Below are 14,512 nucleotides of genomic sequence, written 5' to 3' on the forward strand. Positions count from 1 at the left end.
AAAATTATTTTATTTTAATTATAAATAATTGCTTACAACTATGTGAATAGCTGAGTTCCTAAATCTGTTTTTTATATTAACACAGTACTTTTTTGAATATTCATCAACAATATAATTTCTATATAATTCTTCTGTAAGCTTTGTTTTACCAATAATCATAAGTGATCTAGTATTTAAATTTTTAAAATTTTCTGCTAGCCGCCTATGCTGGTCTTCATCAAAACCTCCACCTAATTGAATGTTACCGTAATCATTAAAAACACAATCATATGGTGGATCTAGGAACATTATATCCTTAGAGCTAGCTTTTTTAAATACCTCCTCATAATCCAAATTAAGTATTTGTGCATTTTTAAGCAGCTCATAATGTTTAATGTCTATTCCCTTTGCATTAAACCCCTTGTATCTTCCAAAAGGGACATTGTATTCGCCCTTTTTGTTGTATCTAATCATTCCTGAATAGGAGGTTTTATTAATAAAATAGTACACTGTTCCTCTTAAATACTTCCCGGTTGGGTAGTTAAATTCCTCTCTCAGCTCATAATACAACTTCTCATTCATACTTAAAACTCTTTCTTCAGAATTAATCATTTTCAATGCATCATATTGTTGCTGATTTTTATTGTACACATTCTCCAAAAATTCAAGTTCATTTTTTATCCTACTGAAATTGTTTTTTACATCCACATAAAAATCTATTAATTTAGTATTTATATCATTTATAATTGCATTTTGGGGCTCTAAATCAAAATATACCGCTCCACCACCAATAAATGGTTCATAATAGCTATCATATTTTTGACTTTTCAAGTGATGTATAAATTTTTTTATTTCTCTCGCCTTTCCACCCCTATATTTAATCATTGTTCTCATATTCCCTATTTACCCATACCTTTCATAAATCCTGTCTAATAAATTTATATAATCTCAATAAATAAAAATAACCCTATCCATATGTTTTTTAATTTTCTTTCATAATTATGACCATATGATTATGAATTCCATGTAAGTAATGGAATTATCCACCTCCTCATAAAATATATAATTATATTTACTTTTATCGAATGGAACATAACTTTTAAATACCCCTCACATTACCACTTTACGTACTTTACACTTCTATTTGAAAAATAGCCCAAAATATATGTTCCAGTATATTTATATTATTGATTATTATGTATTTAACCGTAAAAAATAGGCATAGAATATCAACATGACATTCTATGCCTATTTTTTATGTTATTTTTTACCTATTTCCAGCTTATATCCGCTTCTTTTCTAGGTGTAGTTCTAGCATATGTTACATTAGGGTATCCCATTACCATACAAGTTACTGCTTGTTTACCTTCATGTATTCCTAAAAACTCTTGAATTTCCTTACTATTTTGTGCTGCTACTATGAAAAATCCACTAAAGAATGTTCCAAGCCCTAGAGCATCTGTCATAAGCTCCATATTTGAAGAAGCAAGTGCTCCATTAACTTGTGAAGCTGCAGTAACAACTATAACAGCTGGAGCATTAAAGAATAATCTGTCATTCTTTACGGGATCTTCTTTGTATGCTTCATACATCTTAAGCCACATCTCTGCATATCTTTTTGTTAAAGCATTTCCGTTCTTTGAATCCTTAAGCATATTTTGTCCAATATTTTTAAGACTTTCAAATACTAAATCCTTTAGCTCATTTATCTTATCCTTAACAACTATATAGGAAACATCCTGCATATTACTTCCTGTTTGAGTAAATCTTCCTGCTTCAATAATCTTTTCTATTTTCTCTTTTTCTATATCCTTATCTTTATATTGTCTTATAGTTCTTCTAAACTTTATAAAGTTCATTAATTTATCAGCATCTACAGAAAACTCTTCTTTATTGTATTCTTTTACTTCACTCATATCATAATCATCTGTTGATACTGCATTCATAGGACAGACTGCAATACAGTGCCCACATTTTATACAAGTTTCATTGTTTATCTTTGCCTTACCGTCTACTATTTCTATATCCTTTGGAAAACAATCCTTTACGCATTTCCCGCATCCTATGCACTTTTCAATATCTACTGTCATCATAATATCAATCTCCTTATTCAATATATTTTGACATAACCATAAATAAAATTTATAATAGTTATAAATAGCTCTGTAAATATAATCTATAATATATTTAATAGCATACTCTTAAAATTGTTTACTTTCCTAGTATTAAAGCCCGTTTATCAATATATCAGAACTATTCTTCGTTATAATTATAACATTGAACAATTTATTGTGTCCAATTAATATTATTCACAATTTAATAACCAAAAGTTATTTAAGGAGATAGAATATGAATTTACAGCAATTAGAATATCTAAGAAAAATAGCAGAAACACAAAACTTTACAAAAGCAGCTGAAGAGTGTTCAGTGACTCAGCCAGCTCTAAGCAAAGCCATTTCAAAGCTAGAGGATGAATTAAATACACCTCTCTTTAAACGAAACGGTAGAAATATTGAACTAACAACTTTTGGAAAAGTATTTTTAAAACATTCAAACATAGCCTTAACAGAAATAAAAAAGGGTATTAACGAACTTCAGGAAATGCTTAACCCAAATAAATCGACAATATCTATAGCATCAACTCACTGCATAGGATCATATTTCATACCTTTTTTAATAGGCAACTTTTTAAATGAGCATAAAGATATAAAATTTGAATTTTGCCATAAAGCTACGCCTGAAATACTTAGGGATTTACAATACGGAAAGATATCCTTAGGCTTTTATGATGATCCAAATTATATCAATAAGTTTAGAGAAATTAAATCTGTACCAGTATCAAAGGAAGAGTACGTTCTTATTGTGCCAAAAAAACATCCTCTTTCAGATAAAACAGAGGTTTCTCTTAAAACTTTAAAGGACGAATCCTTTATTGTACTCAATGATAGCACAAAGGATAATTTACTTTCTTACTCTGAATTTATAAATCATACTACAGAAATTTCCGTACAACCTAATGAAGTATCTATGCTTGGTGGTTTAGTTGCGGCAGGTGCAGGTATAACAATAGTTCCAAATACACCCCTTATTAATACAAATGCAGTTTCTATTATTAAAATAAAAGAAGATTTAGGCTATAAGACTATTTATATGGGTTGGTTAGAGGACTCCTACATATCACCTCATATAGATAAATTCATTAATTACGTATTAGAAAATCAGTCTATATAGATTTTTTTATAACTTACTGAATTGTGATTTTTATTATTATAATCCATCTTCATAACCCCTTTTAAATTTGCAATAAATTCACGGGATGCTCTTGTAAGGTACTCCCCTTTCCTATATGCAACTACCAATGTATGCTCGAGGCTATCTATTATAAAATCATTCTCTTTTCCATTTGTGTTCAAAAGATATAACACATTCTCTGGAACAATAGTAAAACCCATTCCTGATGACGCCATACGATACGCTGCATCTAAATTTGTAATTTCGAGAATTATATTTGGTTTAGCTCCTATTCTCGAAAATATATCATCCACTATAAGCCTTATTCTCTGTCCTTTTTTTAGTAGTATAAACTTCTCATTTCTAATAAAATTAAAGCTAATCCTTCCATCAACACTACATATAGGATGTTTCTTAGGCGCTATAAGAAAAATTCTCTCATTCATAATAGACTCATATGTAATTTTTTCATGCTGCACTGGAAGCGTTAATATTGCAATATCTATTTTTCCTTCTAATAGCATTTTCTCTAACTCAGACACTATATTTTCTTCAACAATTATCTCTATGTTAGGGTACTCTTTATAAAATTTAGGTATTACAAGAGGCAATATGTATCTACCCGCTTGACTTGGAACCCCAATTATAACACGACCTTTACTCAAATTCGCTATATCATTTAACTCCTTTGTGAGCTGATTATTTAAATTAATTATATTTCTTGCAGTTTCAATATATTTCTCTCCTGCAAAGGTTAAAGTAATAGTTGCTGAAGTTCTATCAAATAATTTTACTCCTAGGCTATTTTCTAATCTTATTATATATTGACTCAGGGATGGTTGTGATATATAAAGTCTTTCTGCCGCTCTAGAGATGCTTTTTTCCTCCGCTATGGTCTTTACATATTCAAATTGACGAAAATCCAATGTTTTTCCCCCTTTTAATCTATTTTTCACTTAATATAGTTTTATCCTATGAACTATATAATATTAATAGTATTATACACTTAATTAAAATGAAAATATAATATAAATGTTCATTAACAAAAGATTTACACTTAAATACGAAGGGAAGTTATCAGAACTTGTCTACAAAAGATATTGATATATTGCAAAAAAACAAAATAAGTATTCCTAGCTTTGCTTGTGAATCTCTAACACTTGGTGCGCTATTAACTGTAGTTGGTGGTTTCTTAGATGCCTATACCTTTATAGGCCGTGGTGGTGTTTTTGCCAATGCCCAAACTGCAAACATTGTTCTTCTTGGTATAAATACCTTTAAAGGCGAATTTAAAAAGTCACTAATTTATCTTTTACCTATTATAGCCTTTATTTTAGGAGTTTTTGCTGCTGAAATAATAAAAAAAAGTTCATCGCTACCGTTTATACCAAACTGGCAGAGATCAATTTTAATACTTGAAATAATCATACTTTTTATAATTGGCTTTATACCTAACTCCGTTTCTAATTCTATTATAAATATCACAGTTTCCTTTGTTGCATCTCTCCAATACTGTTCCTTTAAAAAGCTTGGAAACTCAACCTATGCAACTACAATGTGTACAGGAAACTTACGTTCAGCTTCACTTTTGGCCTACACTGCATTTTCAAAAAGGGACAAAGAAGCTGCCGTAAAATCAATTCGATATTTTGCTATTATTTTTGCTTTTATATGCGGGGTATCTGTTGGTGGTTTTTTAACTTTATTTACAGGTGTCCATGCAGTATGGTTGGTAGATATATTACTACTTATAATACTTATATTGATGGATTTAAAATGAAAACAAGGGGTTATCGCAATAATTTTTTAGTGCGACAGCCCCTAAATTTTATTCTCTGAACACTATATAAGCTATGTAATTAAGAGTTTCATAGTAACCGTTATAAAACAAACTATTTCTTATAATAGTCTTTCTCAAATTCTATGCCATCAAAAGTTTGAATCTTTGGCCTTTGTTCTACATAATGCAGTTCATTATATATCTTATGAAATTCTTGAGGAACGTTTTTATCTATACTATAAAAAGAATCATTATAAGAAATTTTATCACCAAATATACTTATAGAAAGATCATCTTTATTATTATTGACCATAGTTATAGAAAATGCCCATCCCTTAACATGCGGATTAGGAATTTTCTTAATTTTTATAGATGTAAAAAATTTCTTTATTCTTTTTATATCATCACTGGAAGTAACTCTCTTCTCCATTACTGGATTACCAGTTCTAATAATTTTTATATACTTACATGAATAATTTAATAAGGACATATTTCTATTAGAATCAGGTTTACTAATCTTAACTTTCCTATTTTTAAAAACCCTCATACCAAATAAAATAACTCCTATCAATATAAAAATTAAGACTACAAATAAGATTTTTTTTAATCTACCTCTAAACATAAACTATTTTTTATATTATATATAAACTACATAATCCGACCAAGCTTTACTTACAAACGCTGTATTATTTCCTCGACTACTTATAACTCTATAAAATAAAGGCATAACTGTAATTTTGTGTTCAACAAAAATTTCTATAATAGTATCAAAGAAAGATTTTTCTGGTTTACTATGAAAATAATCGTCTTCAAAAATTTTTGAGTTTTCTTTTTTGTTTCTCTCAATTTTATTTTCCCATTCCGTTATACTCAAGTTTTTCAATGCAATTTTATGATTCCTCCATACTAATTTAAACGGAGCACAGGCTTTAAATCCTCCAGTTAAACAATCTAAAATATTTAGCTCATCAGTTCCATAGTATCCACCAGGACCATTGATTGCTTCACCTAATGCACAGAAAAAAGATTCATAAGTGGTGATATTATTCCCATCTAAATAATATGTTTCATAACTAACATTTTCATATGGTTCATAATAAGATCGTTTATAACTAAAATGATATATTTTAACTATATTCAACCATGCCTCTTTGTTTTCATCACTTAGTTTTATCCATTCATTTTTTTGGTTTGGTTTACCTGTTCTCCACTTATCCCAAATTTCTATTTCATCTCCAGCAGTAATACTATTTAGAACTACAATCAGAGATAGTTTTGCATCATTTTTAATTTTTTCTAGTTCATTATGTTTTATTTCTTCAATTATGCTGAATTGATATTCACCTATTGATATTCCTTGAAAATCTAGTACATCTAAAGTACATGGTCCTATAATAGTAGCCTTACTTTTTTTTAAGTATTTTAGGTATTCATCACATACTTGAAAATCAATAAGTTCTAATTTATGATATCTTACATTATCATTATTTAAAATAGAATCGCCATTTAACCCAATTATATTTTGGCAGTAGCCTACTAATTCATCATCACAACTTAATGAAAATTTATATTTCATGTTATCACTCCTATTGTAAATATAATTACATTAATTATTTACCGCCATCCGGAAACCATGGGCCAGGAAAAATCTTTATTCTATTATAATTATGATTTTCTACATAACCCATTTTAATAATATTTTTTGAACTATCATGCAATACTAAAATCATATTATTGGTTTCTATGGGTTTCCCTTTAGAATCATAAACAACAGTACCATCTTTATTTTTTTCGTCAATTTACCACTTATATCTTATTTAAAATGCTTTTTATTTTATTATATACACTTATTTATATTTCTCTAAAATAATCATCATGATATTCTCCATCTAAACCATAAATAACTTCATATTCAGCAAACTCATCATCATTGTATTCTAATCGTATTTTAACAGATATGTATTTATATGTACCATCATTGGTATCATAATTTTGCCATGTATTTATTACATAAGCTACACTGTGAAAAATTATTTTAATATCCTTTTCTTTTTTATCACCAAATACCTCATTATAATCTTCAGGTTCTTCCTCTTTGTAATAAAATATATAATTTTTATAGTTTTTTAAAACCATTTCTTTCACATCATGTTCAGATAACCATTCTTCTAAATTCATATATTAGCCTCCCTAATGCATTCCTTTTCTAAAGTAATCAAATATAATTTCACCATTACTATTCTTATAACCTAAAATTCGATAATCTCCATACTCTTTATTTTTTACTTTTATTTCATATGTATATATTTTATCTCCTTTTTTCATTCCTGGACCTTTTAGTTTCTTAATTCCATTTTGACCTTCTGCACCTACTATACCCTTATTTTTAGCTTTTTCAAAAGCTTCAATGCCTTTTTGTCCCCATTTTTTCTTTATATCTTTTATAGCCTTTGGAGTAATTTCGCTAGGATTATTATAGCCCTTTTCCATCTTACTAAGATAAAAGCTCCCCTTAGCAAAATCACTACCAAAATGTGAAAGAGAAGAGCCTATCATTCCAACACCGTGTGCAGCTACCGCAACACCAACACTTTCTACTGCTGGTACTGCCGGCGCAGCAGCTCCATCGGTAGCTAATGTTAGTGCTCCTGCACCAAATCCTCCTACCCCCATAATGGACAGTCCACCAAAAAGCTCTAATGTTCCTTGTACTTCACCTTCTAAATCTCCAGCCATTTTACCGTACTGATATGCTGCTAAAACTCCATACCTGTTTTCATTCTCTAACTTATATATTAATCTTTTATCATTATATACGCCTAATAAACCAGGCAAACCAAGTGCTAAATTATTGGCAACAGAAACTGCCGCACCTAATTCAAAATATCCTATACCACTTCCTACCTTACTTGCATATCCTACAGCCTTTTTCATATTACTTATAGTTTCTTTTGAATCAGTAACTTTTGAGAATTTCTCTTCTCCTCTAATTATAGTATTTAATTTTATACCATTGCCACTATCCTTATCTGCTTTTATTATAGCATCTTTTGCCTTACTTAATTGTATTGATAATTTATATAGCGTTTCTGTTACTTCTTTACCCGATTTTAAGACATCATCTATATTCCTTTGTATTTCTATTGATGAAGCTCCTACATATACATTTTTAACTCCATTTTGTGCTTGTCTTAATCTATTTATCGCAGTAGTTGACATATCCCCCATTTGCTTAAATTTAGATATCATGGAGTCCATAATACGCACTTCCATCTTTATTTTGTCCGCCAATTTACCACTTCTTCCTTAGTATAACTCATTTTTTTATAATACTATTTTTAGTAAATTATATCAACTATTTTAATTATTATTTTAATCTAATTAACAAACATCCCTTAAATTTTAACTATTATAATGCAAAAATTACGATAATAAAAAGTAGCTATAGGCAACAAAACAACATATTGAATTACGGCATAGTATAATTTATACAATTGACAATGCCGTAGCATTAAAAATATGCTACGGCATCGTCCTTTTGTTTTATATATTATTTTTAACTCTCATCTTTTTATTCTCCAGCATTAGAGCTGCTATAAAACCCACCAATGCTATTATTCCTGCAGCAATAAACATGTTTTTATAACCTGAGCTTATGGTACTCTGAAAGGTACTTTCAATTACTGCTCTTTTTTGGTCAATCTTATTCAAATAATCCGCCTTCCAACTAGAAAACACTTTATTTAAATCTATATGTGGCGCCATTTTAGAAGTAGGCCCCATCTGCCTTAAAATTTGCGCCTTTATTCCAGGAAGCATTTTATCAATTATGCTTGCTGCAAACTCCTTTAGCACCTTTACTATATTAGTTACATCCGCTGACTGAAACTTTGATATAGCTGCATTTGAAATCTTCCCACTGCCTGATAATTTAGATATATCAATTGTCCTTACAGCACTCTTACCTTGTAAAAAAACTGGAACCGAAATTTGCGGCATCACCGACATAATATTTCCTTGAACTCTTTTACCTGCTTCTGATATAAAATTTATCATTATATTCGGAGAAACTGCTACACCGATTGATCTTATAAGTGATAAAGTTGAAAGAGCCGATGCAGATTCCTTCTCATCCACAAATGATAACATCAAATAGTTGAGTGGAGTTCCCATTGTAAAGCCCATTCCGAAACCTACAAACACAAGTCCTATCATAATAGAAATAAAATTTGGATTTGAGGTTGTATAAAAAGCTAAGAAAAAGGTTCCAAAAACTGTACAAATCATTCCAAGAGCTGTAACAAGTTTAGCTGAATACTTATCTATAAATTTGCCCCCAAGTGGAGCGCTTACTCCAGCGAAAACAGACATGAAGGTTACTAAATATCCTCCATTTCCCGTCTTCAATTTCAATATATTTTCAGCAAACTGGGGAATGAATATAACTGCCATAAGTCCTACTCCCGTTATAAAACCAAGTATTAAAGTTAAAAGTATTTGTTTTTCTTTAAAATATCTTAAATTCAGGATTGGATCTTCTGCTTTTTTCTCTATAACTATAAATATGGGTAAAGTAATAAAAAATACTATTAAGAAGGGATACACTACTGAACTTCGTAAGCTCTTAACAATATCTGAAAAGTTCAAGTTAGTCAAAGCATACATAAGACTTAAAATCATGGCACTCAGCACAATGCTTCCTTTTAAATCCATCTTCTTTTTTGCCTCTCCAAGATTCTCTTTTAAATTAACACTCAGCGCTAAGATAATTAAGCTTATAGGAAGGTTTATAAAGAATATCCAACCCCAATGGTTATTCCCTGCTAAATTCAAAACAGAAGATCCCATTGTAGGTCCTAAAATAGTTGCAATTCCGTAAATGCCTCCTACAAAACCTAGTGCAGTACCTCTTTTTTCAGGCGGAAAGCTGACTCCTATAAATGCATTAGCTATAGGCATAATCCCTCCACCACCGATAGCTTGAATTACTCTAGCTACTAGAAAAAATGTGTAGTTGCCATAAAAGTTTGAAACCCCACAAAGGAAAGACCCTAAAGCAAAGGTTGCTATACTAATAACATAGACTTTCTTCCTTCCATATCTATCAGAAAGCTTACTAACTATTGGCATAGATACAGCATAAGCTAAAGTGTATATTGTCACCATCCAGACACTAAGACTTTCACCTATTCCAAAGCTGCTTCTTATAACATCTCTGGCAGGCGATACAATTCCGCTATCTATCGCACCCATAAAAATCCCCAATAAAAAGATTGCTAATGCAATAATTCTTTTTTTGTCTTTACTCATAATATTCCCCTTTCTGAACATTGTTCATTTAGATTTAAAAAAAATTATATCTTCATATGTTCATATAATTCATCAAATGTTATATATTTATTCTTGCTTAAGTATATAAGATTAGAAACTACAAAGTGTGTAAGTTTTTCAGATGAAAGTTCAGATTTTATATTACCCCTACTTCTTTCTACCTTAAGTATCTCTTCCACTTTAATATAAATATCTTTTATATCTGAACTGGCCTCACTTTTATATCCCTCCAGCATTGCAATTTCATAAAAGATAGATATATACCTATGCACAAATCCTTCTATAGCTAGGTATACCTTTCTTATCTTTTCTTTTAATTCTTCCTTTGAATCTGTAAGTGCTTCTAGGGATCTTATAGTTGCTTTCCAATCATCCTTAAAAATTTCACCTACAAAATCCTCTTTGCTTTTAAAATAATTATAAAAAGTACCTATTGCTATATCTGAATTTTTTGCTATTGTTCTTATACTTAGTTCTCTATAGCTTTTTTCCATAAGTGTTTTTCTACCCTCTAATATAAGTTTTTCTCTTATATTTTCAATTATCTTAGGCATTTTGTCATCCCCCAACTTTATGAACCATGTTCATATTGTACTTTATTTTACAATTAATTGTCAATTAAAAATTTACCAAAACAGTAATTCACCTATTACACTTTTATGTATTTAATTTCCTTAAGATATCTTATCTATACAGTCCTTAAGCCACTCCACATAGGTCTTTCTCTCATAACCGCTCCATTTAAAACAATGTAGTCGCCAAACTCTGGAGAATGAACCTTAGATACGTCTTTTTCACTTAAAAGCATCTCCATACACTCCTCAAGATGTTCTAATTTTTCTGTGTGTTTTTCCAATGCAATTTTAAACTGCCTAAGTAGTGTTTCATCATCCATCTCATCACAAAAATACGCCTTTAGTCTAAAAATATCCTTAGGTGTAGGTTCCAGAGGTTCATCCTTTTTTAGCCACTTTTGTAAAGCCTCTTTCCCATTTTCCGTTATGGTATATAATTTTTTTTCTAATTTTTCCCCTTGTATAACGGTTTTATATGAAATTAGCCCCTCATCTGTTAACTTTTTTAGCTCAGGATAAATTTGACTGTGTTTAGCATACCAAAACTCTACTAAACCAGAATTAAATTCCTTTGCTATATCATATCCTGTTAGTGGTTTTCTATTTATTAATCCTAAAATTGCATATTTTAAATTTCTCACTTAATTGCACCTCATTCTTTTTTATAAGCTTTACTACACTATGTTTACTTTAATTACTTCCCAAATTTAAAAATTATATTAACGTTACTTAACATTCTATCATCATTGGATGCAGAATAAAATATCTTATAAATATAAACATGTATACATTGACATATTTCTCTAAACAATATTATAATATATACGAAATATAAAGTATTATAAAAAAATTTGTCTAATATTTAACAATGTTATTGAGGAGGGTACTTATGAACAAATACAAGAAATTATTTGAACCAATCAAAATTGGAAAATGTGAAATCAAAAACCGTTTTGCATTAGCTCCAATGGGCCCTTTAGGACTAGCTGATAGTGAAGGTGGTTTCAACCAAAGAGGAATAGACTACTATACTGAAAGAGCAAAAGGTGGCACAGGATTAATAATAACAGGAGTTACCTTTGTAGATAATGAAGTTGAAGAACACGGAATGCCTAATTGTCCTTGTCCAACACATAATCCAGTTCAATTCGTAAGAACTGGTAGAGAAATGACTGAAAGAATACACGCATACAATTCTAAAGTATTTTTACAAATGTCAGGTGGATTTGGTAGAGTTACTATACCTACTAACTTAGGAGAATTTCCTCCAGTTGCCCCATCTCCAATTCAACATAGATGGCTTGACAAAACTTGTCGTGAACTTACAGTAGATGAAATTAAATCAATAGTTAAAAAATTTGGTGAAGGAGCTTTTAATGCTAAAAGGGCCGGCTTTGATGGAGTTCAAATTCATGCTGTTCATGAAGGATACCTTATAGATCAATTTGCTATTTCATTATTTAATCATAGAACCGATGAATACGGCGGAAGCTTAGAAAATAGACTTCGCTTTGCAAGAGAAATCGTTGAAGAAATTAAAAATCGCTGTGGAGAAGATTTCCCTGTAACACTTAGATATTCACCAAAAAGCTTTATTAAAGATCTTAGAGATGGAGCACTTCCTGGTGAAGAATTCGTTGAAAAGGGAAGAGACCTTGACGAAGGTGTTGAGGCTGCAAAACTTCTTGTATCTTATGGATATGATGCTTTAGATACAGATGTTGGTTCTTATGATTCATGGTGGTGGAGTCATCCGCCTATGTACCAGGAAAAAGGCTTATATAGAAAATACGCTAAATTAATGAAGGATACTGTTGATGTTCCAGTTATTTGCGCTGGAAGAATGGATGATCCTGATATGGCCTTAGAAGCTGTAGAAAATGGAACCTGCGATGTTATAAGTCTAGGAAGACCTCTTCTTGCAGACCCTGACTACGTAAATAAGTTAAGAAGTAATAAATGCAAATCAATAAGACCTTGTATTTCCTGTCAAGAAGGTTGTATGGGACGTGTTCAACATTACTCAATGTTAAACTGCGCTGTAAACCCTCAAGCTTGTAAGGAAAGAGCTAACTCACTTACTCCAATAATTAAAAGCAAAAAAGTATTAATAGTTGGAGGAGGAGTTGCTGGCTGTGAAGCTGCTAGAGTTCTAGCTCTTAGAGGTCATGAACCTGTACTTTATGAAAAGAGCAATAGATTAGGCGGAAATCTTATACCTGGTGGAGCACCAAGCTTTAAAGAAGATGACATAGCATTAGCTGATTGGTATACAAATACCTTAAAAGAGCTAAACGTTGAAGTCAACTTAAATAGCGAGGTTACAAAAGAACAAATTTTAAATTCCAAGTTTGATACAGTAATCGTAGCAACAGGATCAACTCCAAAGGTTTTCCCACTTGGAGATGACGAAAAAGTATTCACCGCTGCTGAAGTATTACTAGGACAAAAAGATCCTGGAGAAACAACTGTTGTAGTTGGAGGAGGTCTAGTAGGCTGCGAATTAGCATTAGATCTTGCTAAAAAAGGCAAAAAGGTAACTATTGTTGAAGCCTTAAATAAAATACTAGCTTTAAATGGTCCTTTATGTTCTGCAAACAGCGAAATGCTTCAAAAATTAATACCTTTTAATGGCATCGATGTAAAGGCAAATTCAAAAGTAAAAGGATACAAAAATGGATTGCTTAAAATGGAAACAGAAAACGGAATAGAAGAATTACCATGTGATTCAGTAATATTATCTGTTGGATATAAAGAAGAAAACTCCTTATACAAGGAATTAGAATTTGAAATTCCAGAAATCTACCTTCTAGGAGATGCTCGTAAGGTATCTAATATCATGTATGGTATTTGGGATGCTTTTGAAGTTGCAAACCATATATAAATAGTAAAAAACCCCGAAAGGGGTTTTTTTATTGATATTAATTAAACTAAGAATAAAAAGTCTAACACTGCTAAATAATAATTGTATACATAACTTTAAAGGAGATAAAAATGGAACTCAACTTAATATTCAAAACAATTATTCTCTTTTTAGCAGGAACTTTCATTTTAAGAATAGCTGGAAGAAAATCTATATCTCAAATGACTATGGCTCAAACCATTGTAATGATTTCTTTAGGTGCTCTTTTAGTAGGACCTATAGTCAGCAAAAGTCTTATTGTAACAATTCTTATAGCTTGTCTTCTTGGCCTATTAATGATAGCCACAGAATACATTCAAATGAAATCAGACTTTCTAGAAAACCTATTTAGTGGGAAATCAGTCATGGTAATTGAGAACGGAAAAGTCAATCTAGTAAAATTAAGAAAATTAAGAATGTCTCTAGATAAACTAGAAATGCGTCTACGGGAAGCTGGCATATCTTCCATAGAGGATTTAAAATATGCAACAATTGAGCTAGATGGTCAACTAGGATATGAATTGAAGGATGAAAAAAAGCCCTTAACAAAGGAAGATTTTAATCTTATGATGTCAGAAATATCTAACATGAAAAAATCACTGAAATATGGCATAAATCCTAGCAATCTCCCCAAAAATGATATATTTGAGGAAGTCAAAACTAATAAATTTGAAGGTGATGACAAAGAACCAAGTTAAAAACAGAGCACAAACA

General features: G+C 30.6%; 13 protein-coding genes and 1 pseudogene. 4 read left to right on the forward strand and 10 right to left on the reverse strand.

Annotated elements, in window-relative coordinates:
• Positions 1-18: 18 nt before the first annotated feature.
• Both CA_RS17280 and CA_RS17285 read right to left on the reverse strand, forming a co-directional pair.
• Positions 19-864, reverse strand: coding sequence for a DNA adenine methylase (locus tag CA_RS17280; protein ID WP_010966630.1), 846 nt, complete (start codon positions 862-864; stop codon positions 19-21).
• Between the two features lie 386 nt (positions 865-1,250).
• On the reverse strand, positions 1,251-2,072 hold the full coding sequence (locus CA_RS17285) for a nitroreductase family protein (protein ID WP_010966631.1): 822 nt from the start codon (positions 2,070-2,072) through the stop codon (positions 1,251-1,253).
• Between the two features lie 256 nt (positions 2,073-2,328).
• Here CA_RS17285 and CA_RS17290 point away from each other — a divergent pair, with 256 nt between their 5' ends.
• The gene (locus tag CA_RS17290) at positions 2,329-3,210 is read left to right on the forward strand and encodes a LysR family transcriptional regulator (protein WP_010966632.1); all 882 of its coding nucleotides are present in this window, start codon (positions 2,329-2,331) and stop codon (positions 3,208-3,210) included.
• Here the strand turns inward: CA_RS17290 and CA_RS17295 are convergent.
• Complete coding sequence (locus CA_RS17295; protein ID WP_010966633.1) at positions 3,198-4,136, reverse strand: LysR family transcriptional regulator; 939 nt, start codon at positions 4,134-4,136, stop codon at positions 3,198-3,200. The genes CA_RS17290 and CA_RS17295 overlap by 13 nt on opposite strands.
• 158 nt (positions 4,137-4,294) lie before the next feature.
• On the opposite strand from CA_RS17295, the gene CA_RS17300 reads away from it, so the two are divergent.
• Positions 4,295-4,990 carry a YoaK family protein gene (locus tag CA_RS17300; RefSeq protein WP_010966634.1) on the forward strand — a complete coding sequence of 232 codons (696 nt, stop codon included), beginning with the start codon at positions 4,295-4,297 and terminating at the stop codon, positions 4,988-4,990.
• A gap of 112 nt (positions 4,991-5,102) precedes the next feature.
• On the opposite strand, the gene CA_RS17305 is transcribed toward CA_RS17300, so the two are convergent.
• The 7 genes and pseudogenes from CA_RS17305 to CA_RS17335 form a co-directional block, all read right to left on the reverse strand.
• Entirely contained in the window at positions 5,103-5,537 is a 435-nt protein-coding gene (locus CA_RS17305) for a hypothetical protein (protein ID WP_241393810.1), read from the reverse strand.
• Positions 5,538-5,627: 90 nt separating this feature from the next.
• Positions 5,628-6,566, reverse strand: a complete 939-nt coding sequence (locus CA_RS17310; protein ID WP_010966636.1) for a barstar family protein — start codon at positions 6,564-6,566, stop codon at positions 5,628-5,630.
• 275 nt (positions 6,567-6,841) lie between these two features.
• Positions 6,842-7,168 carry a hypothetical protein gene (locus CA_RS17315; protein WP_010966638.1) on the reverse strand — a complete coding sequence of 109 codons (327 nt, stop codon included), beginning with the start codon at positions 7,166-7,168 and terminating at the stop codon, positions 6,842-6,844.
• 12 nt (positions 7,169-7,180) lie between these two features.
• On the reverse strand, positions 7,181-8,248 hold the full coding sequence (locus CA_RS17320; protein ID WP_014519059.1) for an HSP60 chaperonin family: 1,068 nt from the start codon (positions 8,246-8,248) through the stop codon (positions 7,181-7,183).
• A 285-nt stretch (positions 8,249-8,533) separates the two neighbouring features.
• On the reverse strand, positions 8,534-10,300 hold the full coding sequence (locus tag CA_RS17325; protein WP_010966640.1) for an MFS transporter: 1,767 nt from the start codon (positions 10,298-10,300) through the stop codon (positions 8,534-8,536).
• A gap of 44 nt (positions 10,301-10,344) precedes the next feature.
• Positions 10,345-10,875 (reverse strand): TetR/AcrR family transcriptional regulator, encoded by a 531-nt coding sequence (locus tag CA_RS17330; RefSeq protein WP_013913614.1) that lies wholly within the window; start codon positions 10,873-10,875, stop codon positions 10,345-10,347.
• Between the two features lie 120 nt (positions 10,876-10,995).
• Positions 10,996-11,537 (reverse strand): annotated as a pseudogene (locus tag CA_RS17335) (PadR family transcriptional regulator).
• Between the two features lie 248 nt (positions 11,538-11,785).
• Here CA_RS17335 and CA_RS17340 point away from each other — a divergent pair.
• On the forward strand, positions 11,786-13,780 hold the full coding sequence (locus CA_RS17340) for an FAD-dependent oxidoreductase (RefSeq protein WP_010966642.1): 1,995 nt from the start codon (positions 11,786-11,788) through the stop codon (positions 13,778-13,780).
• Between the two features lie 110 nt (positions 13,781-13,890).
• Positions 13,891-14,496 carry a DUF421 domain-containing protein gene (locus tag CA_RS17345; protein ID WP_010966643.1) on the forward strand — a complete coding sequence of 202 codons (606 nt, stop codon included), beginning with the start codon at positions 13,891-13,893 and terminating at the stop codon, positions 14,494-14,496.
• Positions 14,497-14,512 lie beyond the last annotated feature (16 nt).

It is taken from the genome of Clostridium acetobutylicum ATCC 824 (assembly GCF_000008765.1).
Taxonomy (GTDB): Bacteria; Bacillota; Clostridia; order Clostridiales; family Clostridiaceae; genus Clostridium_S; species Clostridium_S acetobutylicum.